This is a genomic window from Mesorhizobium sp. M0159 (assembly GCF_040322295.1).
Lineage (GTDB): Bacteria > Pseudomonadota > Alphaproteobacteria > Rhizobiales > Rhizobiaceae > Mesorhizobium.
This window is the reverse complement of the sequence record NZ_JAMYTF010000002.1, coordinates 305,006-321,791: the sequence shown is the minus strand read 5'-3', so window position 1 is coordinate 321,791 and position 16,786 is coordinate 305,006. Positions and strand designations below refer to the sequence as shown.

15 protein-coding genes are annotated in these 16,786 nt (G+C 63.4%); 13 read left to right on the top strand and 2 right to left on the bottom strand.

The window, feature by feature from the left end:
• Positions 1 to 2 precede the first annotated feature (2 nt).
• The 7 genes from NKJ32_RS03510 (at position 3) to NKJ32_RS03480 (ending at position 7,209) form a co-directional block, all read left to right on the top strand.
• The gene (locus tag NKJ32_RS03510) at positions 3 to 962 is read left to right on the top strand and encodes an ABC transporter permease (protein ID WP_023676218.1); all 960 of its coding nucleotides are present in this window, start codon (positions 3 to 5) and stop codon (positions 960 to 962) included.
• Positions 963 to 973: 11 nt separating this feature from the next.
• The gene (locus NKJ32_RS03505; RefSeq protein ID WP_023676217.1) at positions 974 to 1,801 is read left to right on the top strand and encodes an ABC transporter permease; all 828 of its coding nucleotides are present in this window, start codon (positions 974 to 976) and stop codon (positions 1,799 to 1,801) included.
• Positions 1,801 to 3,486: an ABC transporter ATP-binding protein gene (locus NKJ32_RS03500; protein ID WP_023676216.1), complete on the top strand. Its 1,686-nt coding sequence runs from the start codon at positions 1,801 to 1,803 to the stop codon at positions 3,484 to 3,486. The genes NKJ32_RS03505 and NKJ32_RS03500 overlap by 1 nt, the downstream gene beginning before the upstream one ends.
• 92 nt (positions 3,487 to 3,578) lie before the next feature.
• The gene (locus NKJ32_RS03495; RefSeq protein ID WP_084641081.1) at positions 3,579 to 4,418 is read left to right on the top strand and encodes an alkaline phosphatase family protein; all 840 of its coding nucleotides are present in this window, start codon (positions 3,579 to 3,581) and stop codon (positions 4,416 to 4,418) included.
• Positions 4,419 to 4,551: 133 nt separating this feature from the next.
• Entirely contained in the window at positions 4,552 to 5,115 is a 564-nt protein-coding gene (locus NKJ32_RS03490) for a sigma-70 family RNA polymerase sigma factor (RefSeq protein ID WP_352452243.1), read from the top strand.
• Positions 5,112 to 5,780, top strand: a complete 669-nt coding sequence (locus NKJ32_RS03485) for an anti-sigma factor (protein WP_352826795.1) — start codon at positions 5,112 to 5,114, stop codon at positions 5,778 to 5,780. The genes NKJ32_RS03490 and NKJ32_RS03485 overlap by 4 nt, the downstream gene beginning before the upstream one ends.
• Positions 5,770 to 7,209, top strand: coding sequence for a S8 family serine peptidase (locus NKJ32_RS03480; RefSeq protein ID WP_352826794.1), 1,440 nt, complete (start codon positions 5,770 to 5,772; stop codon positions 7,207 to 7,209). Before NKJ32_RS03485 ends, NKJ32_RS03480 begins: the two co-directional genes overlap by 11 nt.
• A gap of 5 nt (positions 7,210 to 7,214) precedes the next feature.
• Here the strand turns inward: NKJ32_RS03480 and NKJ32_RS03475 are convergent, their stop codons facing one another.
• Entirely contained in the window at positions 7,215 to 7,709 is a 495-nt protein-coding gene (locus NKJ32_RS03475; protein WP_352701673.1) for a DUF8737 domain-containing protein, read from the bottom strand.
• Between the two features lie 81 nt (positions 7,710 to 7,790).
• Between NKJ32_RS03475 and NKJ32_RS03470 the strand changes: the two genes are divergently transcribed.
• On the top strand, positions 7,791 to 8,699 hold the full coding sequence (locus NKJ32_RS03470; protein WP_352826792.1) for a LysR family transcriptional regulator: 909 nt from the start codon (positions 7,791 to 7,793) through the stop codon (positions 8,697 to 8,699).
• 72 nt (positions 8,700 to 8,771) lie between these two features.
• Here NKJ32_RS03470 and NKJ32_RS03465 read toward each other — a convergent pair whose 3' ends face one another.
• On the bottom strand, positions 8,772 to 9,794 hold the full coding sequence (locus NKJ32_RS03465; protein ID WP_031213013.1) for a substrate-binding domain-containing protein: 1,023 nt from the start codon (positions 9,792 to 9,794) through the stop codon (positions 8,772 to 8,774).
• 362 nt (positions 9,795 to 10,156) lie between these two features.
• On the opposite strand from NKJ32_RS03465, the gene NKJ32_RS03460 reads away from it, so the two are divergent.
• The 5 genes from NKJ32_RS03460 (at position 10,157) to NKJ32_RS03440 (ending at position 16,718) form a co-directional block, all read left to right on the top strand.
• The gene (locus NKJ32_RS03460) at positions 10,157 to 11,512 is read left to right on the top strand and encodes an ABC transporter substrate-binding protein (RefSeq protein ID WP_352452249.1); all 1,356 of its coding nucleotides are present in this window, start codon (positions 10,157 to 10,159) and stop codon (positions 11,510 to 11,512) included.
• A 227-nt stretch (positions 11,513 to 11,739) separates the two neighbouring features.
• Positions 11,740 to 12,753, top strand: coding sequence for a carbohydrate ABC transporter permease (locus NKJ32_RS03455; protein WP_023680221.1), 1,014 nt, complete (start codon positions 11,740 to 11,742; stop codon positions 12,751 to 12,753).
• A gap of 1 nt (position 12,754) precedes the next feature.
• A complete protein-coding gene (locus tag NKJ32_RS03450) occupies positions 12,755 to 13,909 on the top strand; it encodes a carbohydrate ABC transporter permease (protein ID WP_352701678.1) in 1,155 nt (384 codons plus the stop codon).
• 4 nt (positions 13,910 to 13,913) lie between these two features.
• Positions 13,914 to 15,578, top strand: coding sequence for a beta-galactosidase BglA (gene bglA / locus NKJ32_RS03445; protein WP_352697178.1), 1,665 nt, complete (start codon positions 13,914 to 13,916; stop codon positions 15,576 to 15,578).
• A gap of 27 nt (positions 15,579 to 15,605) precedes the next feature.
• Positions 15,606 to 16,718: an ABC transporter ATP-binding protein gene (locus tag NKJ32_RS03440; protein WP_023680224.1), complete on the top strand. Its 1,113-nt coding sequence runs from the start codon at positions 15,606 to 15,608 to the stop codon at positions 16,716 to 16,718.
• The last annotated feature ends 68 nt before the right edge of the window (positions 16,719 to 16,786 follow it).

The window sequence follows — 16,786 nt, the reverse complement described above, 5'->3', positions numbered from 1 at the left end:
ATATGTCCTCACCCATCGTGAAACTGGTGGCCCAGCGCATTGCGCTGGGCATTCTGCTGCTGTTGGCCGTTTCGGTCCTGATCTTCGCCGGCACCCAGATCCTGCCCGGCGACGTCGCGCAAGCCATCCTCGGACAATCGGCGACACCGGAGTCGCTCGCCAATCTGCGCGAGCAGCTCGGCCTCAATGATCCCGCTTACATCCGTTATTTTCGCTGGCTCGGCGGCATTCTGACCGGTGATCTCGGCACGGCTATGTCGAGCGGTCAGGATATCGCAACCTCTATCAAGGGAAGGCTGTGGAACACGCTGTTCCTCGCCTTCTGGGCGGCGGTCGTCGCGGTGCCGCTGGCGATCATCCTCGGGCTGATCGCGGTGCGCTACCGCAATGGCTGGGTCGACAAGCTGATCTCGGGACTGGCGCTGGCCTCGACGTCCTTCCCGGAATTCTTCGTCGGCTATGTGCTCGTCTTTTTCTTCGCGGTGCAACATCAATGGTTTCCCGCCATTTCCACTGTCTATGACGGGATGCCTTTCGGCGAACGCATTCAGGCCATCGCACTGCCGGCGGCGGCGCTGACCCTGGTGGTGCTAGCCCATATGATGCGCATGACGCGCGCCGCGATCCTCAATGTCATGCAGTCGGCCTATGTCGAAACCGCCGAACTCAAGGGGCTTTCGGCCTTCGCGGTCATCCGCAGGCATGCCTTCCCCAATGCCATTGCGCCGATCATCAACGTCGTGATGCTCAATCTCGCTTACCTGATCGTCGGCGTCGTCGTGGTCGAAGTTATCTTTGTCTATCCAGGCATGGGCCAATACCTCGTCGACCACGTCACCAAGCGTGACGTGCCGGTGGTGCAGGCGGTCGGGCTGATCTTCGCCGCCGTCTACATCAGCCTGAACATCATCGCGGACATAGCGGCGATCATCGCCAATCCGCGCCTCAGACATCCGAAATGAGGGGGGCGGGTATGCTCGTCATCAAACGCATCCCCATCCCGGCATTGGTCGGCATCGTGCTGACGGCGCTGTTCGTGCTGGCAGCAATTTTTGCGCCGTGGATCGCGCCGCATGGCAATGCCGAGATCGTCAGCGACGTCCCTTGGGAACCGATGTCGGCGGCGCATTGGCTGGGCACCGACAATCTCGGCCGCGATCTGTTGTCGCGCATGATCTACGGCGCCCGAATCACCCTGTTCATCGCGGTGCTGGCGACCGCGCTGTCGTTCTCGCTCGGTGCCATCCTCGGCTTCTCGGCCGCGGTGTTCGGCGGCTGGTTCGACACGCTTCTGTCGCGTCTCGTCGATCTCCTGATGTCGATCCCGACATTGATCATGGCCCTTGTCGTGCTGTCGGTGCTGCCATCCAATCTGGTGACGCTGATCCTGGTCATGGGCGTTCTGGATTCGACCCGCGTCTACCGCCTGTCGAGGGCGGTCGCCGTCGACATCAACGTCATGGATTATGTCGAGGCGGCCAAATTGCGCGGCGAAGGCAGCGGCTGGATCATCTTCCGCGAGATCCTGCCCAATGCGCTGTCGCCGCTGGTTTCGGAACTCGGCCTGCGCTTCATCTATGCCGTACTGTTCCTGTCGACGCTGTCCTTCCTCGGCCTTGGCGTGCAGCCGCCTAGCGCCGATTGGGGCGGCATGGTCAAGGAAAACAAGGACGGCATCGTCTTCGGCATAGGCGCCGCCCTCATTCCGGCGGCGGCGATCGCAGCGCTGGCGATTTCCGTCAATCTCGTCGCCGACTGGGTGCTCAACCGCACGACAAGCCTGAAGGGAGGACGCGGGTAATGGCTGACAAGCAACCGAAGCCCGGGCAACCGAAGCCCGGGCAACCGAAGTCCGGCGTGCTGCTCGACATTCGCAATCTGCGCATCGAGGCCACGGTATACCCGCCGGGTGAGGCGCCGAAGAACATCGTGCTGGTGCACGATGTCTCGCTGACGCTGGAGAAGGGCAAGGTGCTTGGCCTGATCGGCGAGTCCGGCGCCGGCAAATCGACCATCGGCCTGTCGTCGATGGGCTACGGCCGCGGCGGCGTGCGCATCACCGGCGGCGAGGTCATCCTCAATGGCCGCGACATCCTGAAGGGCGGCAACGAAGGATTTCGCAAATTGCGCGGCCGCGAGGTCTGCTATGTCGCGCAATCGGCGGCAGCCGCCTTCAATCCGGCGCACAGGCTGATGGACCAGGTGGTCGAGGCAGCACTCCTGCACGGCACGGCGACGCGGGCCGAAGCCGAAAAGCGCGCCGTGGCGCTGTTCAAGAAGCTCAGCCTGCCGAACCCCGAAAGCATCGGCGAGCGCTTCCCCCACCAGGTCTCGGGCGGTCAGCTGCAGCGCGTGATGACGGCAATGGCGCTGTGCTCGGAACCCGACCTGATCGTCTTCGACGAGCCGACCACGGCGCTCGACGTGACGACGCAGATCGACGTCTTGGCGGCGATCAAGGATGCCATCCGCGACACGCATGTCGCGGCGCTCTACATCACTCACGACCTTGCCGTCGTCGCCCAGGTCTCGGACGAGATCATGGTGCTGCGCCACGGCCGGCTGGTCGAATGGGGCGGCACCCGCCAGATCATCAAGGAGCCGCGCCAGGAATACACCAACGCGCTGGTTTCGGTGCATGAGATCGAACACCAGGAGCAGAAGCCTGGCACGAGCCCGTTCCTGTCGGTCAAGAACATCACCGCCGCCTATGGCCGCAGTCACATCAAGGTGCTGAAGAACGTCTCGATCGATATTTTCCCCGGCCAGACGCTGGCGGTGGTCGGCGAGTCCGGCTCCGGCAAATCGACACTGGCGCGCGCCATCACCGGCCTCTTGCCGCCCGAACAAGGCACCGTCACCTTCGACGGACGGCCGCTCGCCAACCGGCTTGCCGACCGGCCGAAAGAGGATCTTCGCCAACTGCAGATGATCTACCAGATGGCCGACGTGGCGATGAACCCGCGCCAGACGGTCGGCACCATCATCGGCCGGCCGCTGGAATTCTATTTCGGTCTGCGCGGAAGGCAACGTGATGCCCGTGTCGCGGAACTGCTCGACAAGATCGAAATGGGCAAAGGCTATGTCGACCGCTATCCGGCCGAGCTTTCGGGCGGCCAGAAGCAGCGCGTCTGCATCGCCCGCTCGCTCGCCGCAAAGCCGAAGCTGATCATCTGCGACGAGGTGACCTCGGCGCTCGATCCGCTGGTCGCCCACGGCATACTGGAGCTGCTCCTCGGGCTGCAGAAAGAGGAAAACGTCGCCTATCTGTTCATCACCCACGACCTGGCCACGGTCAAGTCGATCGCCGATTCAATCGCCGTGATGTATCGCGGCGAAGTGGTGCGCTACGGCGCCAAGAGCACCGTGCTGACGCCACCCTTCGATGCCTACACCGATCTTTTGCTATCGTCGGTGCCAGAAATGGAGATCGGCTGGCTAGAGAAAGCGATCAAGGGACGGCGCATGGCCAGCGCGGGGAACTAGCGGGCCGCCCTTTGCGCCCGACGATCCTGTCCGGGCGTGGATTGAACGGCAGGCCCGCCCTGACTTTCCGATCAAGCCGCATGGAGGCGCCCTTGGCGCTCAACACAAAACTATTGCTCATCATCCTCGACGGCGTGCCTTACCGGAACTGGCGACGGCTGATGGGCAATCTCGAAGGCTGGGTGCAATCAGGCGAAGCCCGCGTATGGAAAATGCGCTCCGTGCTGCCGTCGACCTCGGCATCCTGCTATGCCTCGATCCACACCGGCGTGCCGCCCCAAGTGCACGGTATCCTGTCGAACGAGAACCGGTTTCGCGTCGAACAGCCGGACATCTTTTCCGAAGTCAGCAGGGCCGGCGGCAAGACCGGTGCGGTCACCCACTCCTACTGGTCCGAATTCTTCCGGGCCTATCCGTTCGACCTGGTCGAGGACATGGAGTTCGACCAGCCGGGCAGGCCGATCAGCCATGGCCGGTTCCACACCATGACCGGCTACAATGCCAGGAACCAGATGACGCCGAGCGACGTCGACCTGTTCGCGACGTTGACCATGCTGACCAGGCGCTACGGCATCGACTACGGCATCCTGCACAGCTGTACTCTGGACTCGATGGGCCACCGCTTCGGCCATGACTGCCACGAGATGGATCATGCCGTCTATGCAATGGACGCCATGCTCGCCGGCTTTCTGCCGCGCTGGCGGGAGGCCGGCTACGAGGTGATCGTCACCGCCGATCATGGCCAGACCGATCGCGGCCATCATGGCGGCCACGACGAGGAGATGCAGGATTTCGCACTTTACTACTTCGGATCCGGCGAGGGTCCGGAAGCCAATACGCTGCTCGATCAGCTGCAGCTCGCGCCGACGGTGCTTGTGCGCCTCGGCGTGCCGGTGCCGGCGACGATGAAGGCCGAGCCGTTCCTGAGCTGAGCGCGCGCCCTCTTCTCCCTCTGGCAACGCTCCCGCTCTTCAGTTAGCCTCCGCAAATATACGGGCGGATGCGGTGAACCTTTTTGGGCCGATCAGCGACAGAGCAGGCAGGAGCCAGGCGGCTCGACCGGCGATGACGGCCGCGGAGACCGATCGCGCGCTTGTCGAGCGGGTCGCGAAAGGTGACCGTGCCGCCGTGCGGCTCCTGTTCATGCGCCACCACGCGCGGGTCTACCGCTTCGTGGCACGCCAGACGGGATCGGAACTGATGGCCGACGATATCGCGAACGAGGTGTTCCTCGAACTCTGGCGGCAGGCACCGGCCTTCGAGGGGCGCTCGGAGGTCTCGACATGGCTGCTCGGCATTGCCCGCTTCAAGGCGCTGTCCCTGCTGCGCAAGAAGAAGGAAGACTGGATCGACGACGATGACGCGGCCCAGGTCGCCGACGGCGCCGACACGCCGGAAGTCGTGACGATGAAGGAAGACAAGGCCGCCGCCTTGCGACGCTTTATCGATGCCATGCCGGAAGAGCACCGCACGGTGATCGACCTTGCCTATTATCACGGGCAATCGGTGAGCGAGATCGGCGAGGTACTCGGCATCCCGGTCGCAACGGTCAAGACCAGGATGTTCTACGCCCGCAAGAAACTCGGCGAAGCCCTCAAGGCCGCCGGTTACGACAGGGGGTGGCCATGAGCGCCGCTGAAAAAATGTCACGCCGCGACGAAATGGAAATGCTGCTGCCGTTTTATCTGAACGGCTCGCTGGAGGGCACCGAGCTCGAAGCCATCGAGGAATGGCTGGCGAGCGATCCGGCGGCGATGGCCGCACTAGGCGAGGCCGAGGCCGAATTCTCCGGCACCGCTGCCGCAAACGAGGCAATCCGCCCGCCGGCCGATGCGCTCAGCCGCTTTGCCAAGGCGCTCGACGCCGAGGCCGGCCCGTCCCGCGCGCCTGCGGCATCGTCCTGGCTGGCGCAAGCCTGGAGCCGCTTCATGGCGGTGCCCGCCGGCGTCGCCTGGGCCGCGGCCGCGGTGCTGCTGGCTCTGGTCGTCGTGCAGTCTTTTGTGCAGACCGGCAACAGAGGTGGCGATTTCGAGATTGCCGGATCGGAGGACGATCTGGCCAAAATGCCGTTTGCCCTTGTGAAGTTCAAACCGGATGCGAAGCTGTCCGACATCATCGCTTTTCTCGACCAGAACCAGTTGAAGATCGCCGGCGGGCCGACCGCCGACGGTGTCTTCCGCCTCGGCGTTCCGGCCAAGACCGCCGCCGACTATCAGAAGCTGCTTGGCCTTATTGCCGCCCAGCCTTTCACCGAAGCTGCGCTGGAGGGAAGGAAACCGACTGATGGCGGCTAAGGCGGTCATTCGATTGACGGCAGCGATGACAATCTTCGCCGCGTCCGCAATGGCGCAGACCAATGACCCGAACCTCACCCAGGCTGAGATCGACTGCCTGAACCGGGGAAATGCTGCCAACGCCGACTGCGCCAAGGATGGCGGCGCCGTGAAGGATGGCGGCAAAGCGCTGGCTCCTGGAATAACGGGCGCGGTGTTTCTTCCGGACTTGATTTTCGACCTGTTCCCCAATCTTGCCGTAGTCACCGAGGCGCCTATACCTCCTGGCAATACTGCAACCCCACCCGCCGTCGCGCCGGCAATACAGGCTGCCGCGCCGGGCGGTCCGGTCGTAGCACCCACCGATCTTGTCGCAACCGAGCCGCCGCGCGCCGTGATCGGCGATTTCGTGCCCGACGAGGTGCTGGTCACGGTCAATGGCGATGCCGGCGCGGTCCAGCAGATCGCGGCCTCGTTCGGCCTCGAGATACGCTCGCAGCGGCAGTCGCGGCTGCTCGGCAACACGCTGGTGCGCTTCGGCATTCCCGATGGCCGCCCGGTCGGCGTCGTGCTGGCGCAACTTGCCGCCGACGGCCGTACTTTGCGGCGTGAGGCCAACCATGTCTACTCGCTGCAGCAGGCGGCCAGCATCGTCAATTATGCGTTCGAGCGCATTGCGCTCGATGCCGACAAAGCCAGCGGCGAGAATGTGCGCGTCGGCGTCATCGACACCGGCATCGATGACGGCAATCCGGCGCTCTCCGGCGTCATCGCCGGGCAGTTCGATGCCATGCCCGACGTGCCGATCAAGGCGCGCGACCACGGCACTTCGGTCGATGGACTGATTGCCGGCACCGGCGCGTTCAAAGGCATGGCGCCGGGTGCCAGGATCTATCACGCCCGCGCCTTCGAGGGCGGCAAGTCGACCATGGACGTCATCCTTTCGGCGCTCGACTGGGCGGCGGAGCAGGATGTCCGCATCATCAATATGAGCTTCGTCGGTCCGAAGAACGACCTGCTCGGCATCGCCTGCCGCAATGCGCGCGCGTTTGGCATCGTGCTGGTTGCGGCCGCCGGCAATAACGGACCGAAGGCGCCCTATGGTTATCCGGCCGCCTTCGACGGCGTGATGGCGGTGACGGCCACCGATGCCAAGGACGGGCTGATGCCGCAGGCCAATCGCGGCGCCTATGTCTTCATCTCCGCTCCCGGCGTCGAGATGGTGGCGCCGAGCGGCGCCGGCTCGGACGTGGTGACCGGGACGTCCTTCGCCGCAGCGATCGTGACCGGCGCCGTCGCCAACCTGTTCCATGCCGCACCCGACCGTTCGGCCGACTGGGTCGAGAAAGCACTTGCCGTCACCGCAAGGGATCTCGGCGCGAAGGGGCGGGACAATGATTTCGGCTTTGGCCTGCTGAATACCAAGGCGGCCGAGGCGGCGAAGGAATAGCCCGCTCAAGTCGCGTTTTGCTGAGGACGTAGCAGAAAATAGAATGCGGCGATGTGCGTTATCATCAGCAGCGGTACGTAGATGATCGGGATCGCGTAGGTGGCGCCCAGTTCGCCTGCGCGTGCAGGAAGGCCGATCTGGACGGCATGGTAATAGTCGACGATGAGGTCGACCGTTCCGACGACGTTGAAGGCGACTACGAACGGCCAGAAGAGCGGGCGTATCCTCACCGTGAGCAGCGCCAGCATGGCCAGCACGCCAGTCGCGAAATCGCCGTAGGCGGCGAATACGGCGAAATCGGTGGGCAGATTGGGGCTTACGACACCTGGAACCATGAAGACGAGCCCGAAGAAGCGGAAGCTGTGCAGCGTAGCGATGGCGCGTTGCGCCGCGACCCGGTCCATCGACCTGAGCCACGGCAAACCGTACGCGCCGAAGCAAAGCAGCCACGCAACATAGCCGAGAACAAGATGGGTTTGGAACACCATTTCCGTGGACATTTGGCCTTCTCTCAACAGTTGATTCATGCGGCTTTAAGCCCGCTACCGCAATTCGACTATCCGGTGTAATCACAACAACCTATGAAGCAGAACTACACAGTCCGACATGGTGCGCTGGAGGGCGTCGAGGCGTTCCTGGCCGTCGCCAGGCGCCTCAGTTTCCGCCGTGCCGCCGCCGATCTCGGCGTGACGCCATCCGCCGTGAGCCAGACGGTGCGCGCGCTGGAAGCCCGCCTGGGCACAGCGCTGTTCGTCCGCACGACGCGGAGCGTTGGTTTAACCGAGCCTGGCCAGCGGTTCCTCGACCGTGCCGGCCCGGCATTCGAAGAGCTCGTCGCGGCCGGCGAGGCCGCCCGCGATATCGGCCAGCGGCCGACCGGTCTGCTGCGCCTGTCTGTGCCCCGCGCTATCGTGCCGCTGATGTTGGAGCCGCTGCTCGCGTCGTTCTGCCAAGCCTATCCTGAGATCGAACTGGAGATCGCCGTGAGCGACCAGATGGTCGATCTCGCGACCGGCGGGTTCGACGCCGGCATCCGCCTCGGGCAACTCATCGCCGCCGACATGGTCGCGGTGCGGCTGACCCCACCGTTCTCGTTCGTGGTCGTCGGCAGCCCTGACTATCTCGAGCGCTACGGCCGTCCCGAGCGTGTCGACGACTTGCGCCACCACGCCTGCTTACGCTTGCGCCGCTCGAATGGCAGCATCGCGCCCTGGTCCTTCATCGACGGCAACGGCGCAATCGAAGCGGTCGTCTCAGGCCCGCTGATTGCGCACGACTATTCGACATTGGTCGGGGCTGCGATGCGGGGCGTCGGGCTGGCGCAGACACCGCGACCACTCGCCGAAGGTCTGATAGCCGAAGGAAAACTCCAGTCGGTGCTGGACAGCGTCGCCACGACGACGCCGGGTGTCTTCCTTTATCATCCCGGCAAGCGCCAAGTCCTGCCGAAGCTGCGCGCCTTCATCGATCACCTCAAATCCGCGGCCTGAGACCAGGACGCACCCGCTGGTGCTGGCCAACAGCCGCCAAGAGTCGACCTCGGCCGTTCAGAGTGATTGCCTCTAGGCCGGCGCGCCGGCGACCGATCCCCTGACCACCAGGTCGACCGGCCAGACTTCGCCGCGAGCGCCCTCCTCCAGGCCGGAAATCCGCGCCGCCAGCCGTTCGGCGATGCGCGCGCCGGCGAGGCGGATCGACGAACGCGTCGTCGACAATGGCACCGAAAAATTTTCCGGCTTCAGCCAGGGAAAGACGTCGTCATGGGCGATCAGCGACAGGTCGCCCGGAATGGTCAGGCCGAGATCGCGCACCGCGCGCACCACGCCGAGCGCCATGATCAGGCTGGAGCAGGCGATCGCCGTCGGCGCGTCACTTTGTTCCAGCAAGCGCCGGGCGGCGCGGTAGCCGTTCTCCTCGGTCATGGTGAGCGAACAGACATGCTGATCACGAAGCACCAGGCCGCTCGCCGCAAGCGCGCGGCGCACGCCGCGCTCGCGATGGATGGCGAAGGTCTCGCGATCGTCGCCATTGATCAGCGCCAGACGCCTATGACCGAGCTGAACGAGTAGCCGCGCCGCCTCGTGGAAGGCGCCCTCATTGTCGATGTCGGTGAACGGATAGTCGAAATCGAAGCCTTCGCTGCGGCCATGGACGATGAAAGGAATGCCGAGCGTATTGACCAGCGCCACCCGCCGGTCGGCCGGCCTCGGCGACGAGATATAGACCGCGTCGACCTGCCGGTTGGCGACAATGCGGCGGTACGTCGTCTCCTGGTCGTCGGCATCGGCCGGTGACAGCACCAGGTCGAGCTCGTGCGAACGCGCATAGTCGCCGAGGCCGGACAGGAACTCGACGAAATGCGGGTCGATATCGACCGTCGTTCCCGTCGGCAGCACATAGCCGATCATGCCGGTCTTGCCGGTCGCCAGCCGACGGGCGCTCGGATTGGGGCGATAGCCGTGACGCTTGGCGGCATCGACCACCCGCCGGCGCGTTTCCTCGTTGACTTCCGGGTAGCCGTTCAATGCGCGGCTCACCGTAGTCTGCGAAAGCGCCAGCATGTGGGAGAGCTGCTTGAGGTTCACCGGAGGCCTCCAAACCTCAAAGCGCTTTTAATCTGAATCGATCTGGCCGCTACGAACTGCGCCGCCGAGTGCAATGACCTTACGCACGGTTCGGACCGGTTTGAAGCCGAATTTGCTGCTGCACCGCCAGAAAACTGTGCTGCAGCGCACTTTCGCCGGCACTCGACCGTAGAAATTAAATCGATTAATTTGGCTTTCTCTTGACTCCGGATCAATTCAGTGGCGAGATCAGAATCACCAAAGCGCTTTGGAAGACCCTACGAAAGGTTGCAGTTCCTTTCCGACTGAGTCACAGTCCTGCAGCGCCGGCGAACGGAATGGAGGTTTCGTTCGGTGTTTGTCACCACTGGGAGGGAATACCGATGAAGAAAATGCTTCTGCTGGGCGCTGCGTTTGCCACGCTTGCGCTCGCCATGCCGGCGCAAGCCGAACTGAAGTTCAAGCCGGGCGAAGATCCCCGTTTCAACTGGGCCAACTACGAGGAGCTCAAGAAGGTCGACCTCAAGGGCGAGACGCTGACGATCTTCGGGCCGTGGCGCGGCGAGGACGAAGGGCTTATCCGCACCGTCCTCGATTACTTCTCCGAAGCCACCGGCGCCGAGATCAAGTACTCCTCGTCGGAGAATTACGAACAGCAGATCGTCATCGACACGCAGGCCGGCAGCCCGCCCAACATTGCCGTGCTGCCGCAGCCGGGCCTGATCCAGGATCTGGCATCGAAGGGCCTTTTGACGCCGCTCGGCGACGACACGGCCAACTGGGTCAAGGACAATTACGGCGCCGGCCAATCCTGGGTCGACCTCGGCACGTTCAAGGACAAGGACGGCAAGCCCGGCTTCTTCGCCTTTCCGTATAAGGCCGACGTGAAGTCGCTGGTCTGGTACTCGCCGGACAATTTCGAGGAAGCGGGCTACAAGGTGCCGAAGACGCAGGAAGAGCTTGCCGAGCTCGAAAAGAAGATCATCGCCGACGGCGGCACGCCATGGTGCATCGGGCTTGGTTCGGGCGGCGCCACCGGCTGGCCGGCGACCGACTGGGTCGAAGACATCATGCTGCGCACCCAGACGCCCGAGACCTACGACAAATGGGTTAAGAACGAAATTCCGTTCAACGATCCGGCAGTGGTCAACGCCATCGACATTTTCGGCAAGATCGCGACCGACGACAAGATGGTCGAGGGCGGCGCCAAGGCGGTTGCGGCGACCGATTTCCGTGACAGCCCGAAGGGCCTCTTCTCGGTGCCGCCGAAATGCTATCTGCACCACCAGGCATCGTTCATCCCGACCTTCTTCCCGCAAGGCACCAAGATCGGCGAGGATGCCGACTTCTTCTATTACCCGCCCTACGCCTCCAAGCCCGAGCTCGGCACTCCGGTGCTCGGCGCCGGCACGCTGGCCATGATCACTAAAGATAGCAAGAGTGCCCGCGCGTTCATCGAATTCCTGAAGCTGCCGCTCGCTCATGAGATCTGGATGGCACAGGGCGGTTTCGTGACGCCGTTCAAGTCGGTCAACAAGGACGCCTATGCTAGCGACGCGCTGAAGAAGCAGGGCGAGATCCTGGCCAACGCCTCGACCTTCCGCTTCGACGGGTCCGACCTGATGCCGGGCAAGATCGGCGCCGGTGCGTTCTGGACCGGCATGATCGACCTGGTCGGCGGCAAGTCCGCCCAGGACGTCGCCACTGACATCCAGAAAAGCTGGGACGCGATCAAGTAAGCGGCCGGCTTGAGTTCCCAATGTGATGTGGTCCGGGCCTCAAACGGCCCGGACCTTATCCGGTGCTTGGCGTCGCGTCGATTGTCGTGAGCACAATGCATTCCGGCATGACGCGCGCCCAGTGACCTGCTTTCCGGCTGGTCGCGCTCCAGACAACTGAATCGGCGCATGATCCCGTCGCCAAAGCCATTCTCGACTGGCGGATCCGTGCGCAGGGGGAGGGACCCATGGCGGCTCAGATTTTTTCGGCGATATTCGTCATCATCATCGGCGTGGGCGGCTGCGTCGCCTATTTCTGGGGCGCCAACAAGGCACTCGACACGATCTTTCCGGCACGCGGCGTTTCCGGCAAGGCGGCGATCAACAATCTGCGCCGGCAGGGGGTGATCCGACCCTGGCTGTTCGTCGGCCCGGCGATGATTATCCTCACTATCTACCTGATCTACCCGGTGGTGGAGACGCTGAGGCTGTCGTTCCTCGATCGCGGCGGCGCCCATTTCGTCGGCTTGGCCAACTATCAATGGGCGTTCGGCGACCGCGAGTTCCGCAACTCGATCCTCAACAACATCATCTGGCTGGCGGTGGTGCCGGCCGCCTGCACCTTCCTCGGGCTGATCATCGCCGTGCTCACCGACAAGATCTGGTGGGGCACCATCGCCAAAAGCCTGATCTTCCTGCCGCTCGCCATCTCGTTCGTTGGCGCCAGCGTCATCTGGAAATTCATCTACGAATATCGCGGCGACGGGCAGACGCAGATCGGTCTGCTCAACGCCATCATCCAGTATTTCGGCGGCCAGCCGCAGGTCTGGATCTCGCTGCCGTTCTGGAACAACTTCTTCCTGATGGTCATCCTGATCTGGATCCAGACCGGCTTTGCCATGGTAATCCTGTCGTCGGCCTTGCGCGGCATTCCGGAAGAGACGCTGGAAGCCGCCGTCATCGACGGCGCCAACCCTTTCCAGATCTTCTGGAAGATCATGGTGCCGCAGATCTGGGGCACCATCGCCGTGGTCTGGACCACCATCACCATCCTGGTGCTGAAGGTTTTCGACATCGTGCTGACCATGACCAACGGCCAGTGGAACAGCCAGGTGTTGGCCAATCTGATGTTCGACTGGATGTTCCGCGGCGGCGGCGATTTCGGCCGCGGCGCCACCATCGCCATCATCATCATGATAGCGGTCATTCCGATCATGGTCTGGAACATCCGCCAGGCGAACAAAGAGACGGAAGGACATTGAGATGGCCGCGTCGACCGGAAAGTCCTTTGTCAGCCGTTTCGGCGTCCATATCGCCGTCTTCATCTTCGTTGCGATCTGGACGATTCCGACGCTCGGCATTCTGGTCTCGTCGCTGCGCGACAAGGATCAGATCATCGCTTCGGGCTGGTGGAACTCGTTCACCAGTTCCAGCCAGACGGAAGCCGGACGGCTGCCGCCCGCCTCGGCGCAAGTCGAGAAGGACGGCAAGTTCGTTCTGCAAGGCAATGTCTTCGGCGACGGTCCGGCCCGCAACATCAGCGCCTTCGGCGTCAAGTCGGCAGCGCCGACGCAATATCCCGCCGGCACGACAGCCGATCTCGGCGACGGCGTGATCCTGCAACTCAATGCCGACGGCAGTTTCGTCATGACCTCGCCGAAGGCTTTCGAAGGCGAACGCGGCCAGCGCGTCTATTACGCCTCGTCGGCGCCGCCGAAATTCACCACCGACAATTACGACTCGGTGCTGTTTTCGGAAGGCATCGGCCGCTCCTTCATGAACTCGCTGACCGTCACCATTCCGGCGACCGTCATTCCAATCCTGATCGCCGCGTTCGCCGCCTACGCGCTGGCCTGGATGCGCTTTCCCGGCCGGGCCCTGCTCATCGCCGTCATCATTGGCCTCCTGGTCGTGCCGCTGCAGATGTCGCTGATTCCGCTGTTGAAGCTCTATAACGGCGTCGGCAGCTTCTTCGGCGTGCCGTCGAAGACCTATCTCGGCATCTGGCTGGCGCATACCGGCTTCGGCCTGCCTTTCGCCATCTATCTTCTGAGGAGCTATATCGCCGGCCTGCCCCGCGAGATCATGGAGTCGGCGCGTATCGACGGCGCCAGCGATTTCGAGATCTTCGTCAAGATCGTGCTGCCATTGTCGTTCCCGGTGCTGGCCTCGTTCGCCATCTTCCAGTTTCTCTGGGTGTGGAACGATCTGCTGGTGGCGATGGTTTTCCTTGGTACCGAGGGCGACCAGATCGTGCTTACCGCCAAGCTCAATGCGTTGCTCGGCTCGCGCGGCGGCGACTGGGAGATCCTGACGACATCGGCCTTCGTCACCATCATCGTGCCGCTGATCGTGTTCTTCTCGCTGCAGCGCTATTTCGTCCGCGGGCTGCTTGCCGGCTCGGTGAAAGGAGGTTGAGATCATGCAATCCGCTTTGAAGGCCACCCCGAAGCCAGATCTCGCTATAGATCGCGACTGGTGGCGAGGTGCCGTGATCTACCAGATCTACCCGCGCAGCTATCAGGATTCGAACGGCGACGGCATCGGCGACCTCAGGGGCATGATCGGCCGGCTGGCCTACATCGCCTCGCTCGGTGTCGACGCCATCTGGATCTCGCCATTCTTCAAATCGCCGATGAAGGATTTTGGCTACGACGTGTCGGATTATTGCGACGTCGATCCGATGTTCGGCACGCTGGCCGACTTCGACGCGCTGACCGCAGAGGCGCATCGGCTTGGCCTCAAGGTGATGATCGACGAGGTGCTCTCGCACACCGCCGACATCCATCCCTGGTTCAAGGAGAGCCGCTCGAGCCGGAGCAATCCAAAAGCCGACTGGTATGTCTGGGCGGATGCCAAGCCGGACGGCACGCCACCCAATAACTGGCTGTCGATCTTCGGCGGCTCGGCCTGGCAGTGGGACACCAGCCGCCAGCAATATTACCTGCATAATTTCCTGGCCGAGCAGCCCGACCTCAATTTCCACAGCCGCGCGGTCCAGGACGCGCTGCTCGACGTCACCCGCTTCTGGCTGGAGCGCGGCGTCGACGGCTTCCGCCTCGATACCATCAATTTCTATTTCCACAGCCAAGGCCTGGAAGACAATCCGCCGCTGCCGCCCGAGCAGCGCAACGACCAGACGGCGCCGGCCGTCAACCCCTACAACTACCAGGACCATCTCTACGACAAGAGCCGGCCTGAAAACCTCGGCTTCCTCGAACGCTTCCGCGCCTTGCTCGACGAATACCCGGCGACGGCCGCGGTTGGCGAGGTCGGCGATTCGCAGCGTGGGCTGGAAGTGGTGGCGGCCTATACGGCCGGCGGCAAGCGCGTGCATATGTGTTACTCCTTCGACTTCCTGGCGCCGGAGAAGATCAGCGCGGCAAAGGTACGCTCGGTGCTGGAAACCTTCGGCAAGGTGGCCAGCGACGGCTGGTCGTGCTGGGCCTTCTCCAACCATGACGTGATGCGTCCCGCCTCTCGCTGGGCAGCCGGCGAGCCCGACCCGACCGCCTACCTCAAGGTCATCTCGGCGCTGCTGATGTCGTTGCGCGGCTCGGTCTGCATCTATCAAGGCGAGGAGCTCGGGCTCAGCGAGGCCGAGCTCAGCTTCGAGGATCTGCAGGACCCATACGGCATCCGCTTCTGGCCTGAATTCAAGGGACGCGACGGCTGCCGTACGCCGATGGTTTGGGACGGCGCCGCCCGCAATGGCGGCTTCTCGACGGCAAAGCCCTGGCTGCCGGTGCCCAGCAAGCACCTTGCGCAAGCCGTCAATGTGCAGCAAGGCGACGACGGCTCGCTGCTCGAGCACTACCGGCGCTTCCTGGCTTTCCGCCGCGCCCATCCGGCACTGGCCAAGGGTGATATCGAGTTCATCGAAAGCGAGGGCGACACCGTCGCCTTCACCCGCCGTGAAAGCAACGAGCAGATCGTCTGCGCCTTCAATCTCGGAGCAAAGCCGGCCGAAGTCGATCTTGGCGGCCGCTCATTGCAGCCCTTGCCGGGACACGGGTTTTCGGGACAGACTGGCGCCGGCACTATCCGCCTCGGCGGCTACGGCGCCTGGTTCGGGCGTATCGACTGAATTCAAGGAAGAACTGGAGGGTACACCATGGCCGATGTCACGCTAAGGCAAGTGAGGAAATCATATGGCAATCTCAACATTCTGCACGGCGTCGACCTCGACATAAAGTCGGGCGAATTCATCGTCTTCGTCGGCCCCTCGGGTTGCGGCAAGTCGACCTTGCTGCGCTGCATCGCCGGGCTGGAGGAGATCACCTCGGGCGAGCTCAAGATCGACGGCGAGATCGTCAACGACGTGCCGCCGTCAAAGCGCGGCATCGCCATGGTGTTCCAGTCCTATGCGCTTTATCCGCACATGACCGTCTACGACAACATGGCCTTCTCGATGAAGATCGGCAAGGAAAGCAAGGCCGAGATCGACAAGCGGGTGCGCCAGGCGGCCGAGATCCTGCAGCTGACCAAATATCTCGACCGTCTGCCCAAGGCGATGTCGGGCGGCCAGCGCCAGCGCGTCGCCATCGGTCGCGCCATCGTGCGCAATCCCAAGGTCTTCCTGTTCGACGAGCCGCTATCCAACCTCGACGCGGCGCTGCGTGTCGCCACCCGCATCGAGATCGCCAAGCTCAAGGAGTCGATGCCGGCCACAACGATGATCTACGTCACCCACGACCAGGTCGAGGCGATGACGCTGGCCGACCGCATCGTAGTGCTGAAGGAAGGCCATATCGAACAGGTCGGCACGCCGATGGAGCTCTACAAGCGGCCCGGCAATCTGTTCGTCGCCCAGTTCATCGGCTCGCCGGCGATGAACATCCTGCCGGCGACGATCGACAAGACCGGCAACCCGACGGTCGTCAGCCATGTCGGCGGCCGCAAGGCGACGGTGCCGATCGCAACGCCTGCCTCGGCGAAAGGCGCTGCGGTGAGCTTCGGGGTGCGGCCGGAGGATCTGATGATTGCCACCGGCGCCGACTATTTGTTCGAAGGGACGGTCGATTACGTCGAGCAGCTCGGCGAGGTCCAGCTCGTCTATGTCGACATCGGCCGCGCCGACCTGCCGCTGGTGACCAAGCTGCCGGGCAATGTCGAGGTCAAGCGCGGAGCGACGCTGCGGCTGACGGCGGACGCCGGCGACCTGCATATTTTCGACGCGGACGGGCGCTCTTTCGCGCTCCATGAAGCAGAAGCAAAGGCGGCTTGAAGCAGGCGTTCTTCCGCCATGCAAAAAACAAGAGCGGCGGGCATGGCCCGCCGCTCTTGTCTGGAATT

Excerpts from the sequence above, each read along its gene's own strand:
- NKJ32_RS03510 (WP_023676218.1), top strand. The coding sequence starts at position 3 with ATGTCCTCACCCATCGTGAAACTGGTGGCCCAGCGCATTGCGCTGGGC.
- NKJ32_RS03505 (WP_023676217.1), top strand. The coding sequence starts at position 974 with ATGCTCGTCATCAAACGCATCCCCATCCCGGCATTGGTCGGCATCGTG.
- NKJ32_RS03500 (WP_023676216.1), top strand. The coding sequence starts at position 1,801 with ATGGCTGACAAGCAACCGAAGCCCGGGCAACCGAAGCCCGGGCAACCG.
- NKJ32_RS03490 (WP_352452243.1), top strand. The coding sequence starts at position 4,552 with ATGACGGCCGCGGAGACCGATCGCGCGCTTGTCGAGCGGGTCGCGAAA.
- NKJ32_RS03485 (WP_352826795.1), top strand. The coding sequence starts at position 5,112 with ATGAGCGCCGCTGAAAAAATGTCACGCCGCGACGAAATGGAAATGCTG.
- NKJ32_RS03480 (WP_352826794.1), top strand. The coding sequence starts at position 5,770 with ATGGCGGCTAAGGCGGTCATTCGATTGACGGCAGCGATGACAATCTTC.
- NKJ32_RS03475 (WP_352701673.1), bottom strand. The coding sequence starts at position 7,709 with ATGTCCACGGAAATGGTGTTCCAAACCCATCTTGTTCTCGGCTATGTT.
- NKJ32_RS03470 (WP_352826792.1), top strand. The coding sequence starts at position 7,791 with ATGAAGCAGAACTACACAGTCCGACATGGTGCGCTGGAGGGCGTCGAG.
- NKJ32_RS03460 (WP_352452249.1), top strand. The coding sequence starts at position 10,157 with ATGAAGAAAATGCTTCTGCTGGGCGCTGCGTTTGCCACGCTTGCGCTC.
- NKJ32_RS03455 (WP_023680221.1), top strand. The coding sequence starts at position 11,740 with ATGGCGGCTCAGATTTTTTCGGCGATATTCGTCATCATCATCGGCGTG.
- NKJ32_RS03450 (WP_352701678.1), top strand. The coding sequence starts at position 12,755 with ATGGCCGCGTCGACCGGAAAGTCCTTTGTCAGCCGTTTCGGCGTCCAT.
- bglA (WP_352697178.1), top strand. The coding sequence starts at position 13,914 with ATGCAATCCGCTTTGAAGGCCACCCCGAAGCCAGATCTCGCTATAGAT.
- NKJ32_RS03440 (WP_023680224.1), top strand. The coding sequence starts at position 15,606 with ATGGCCGATGTCACGCTAAGGCAAGTGAGGAAATCATATGGCAATCTC.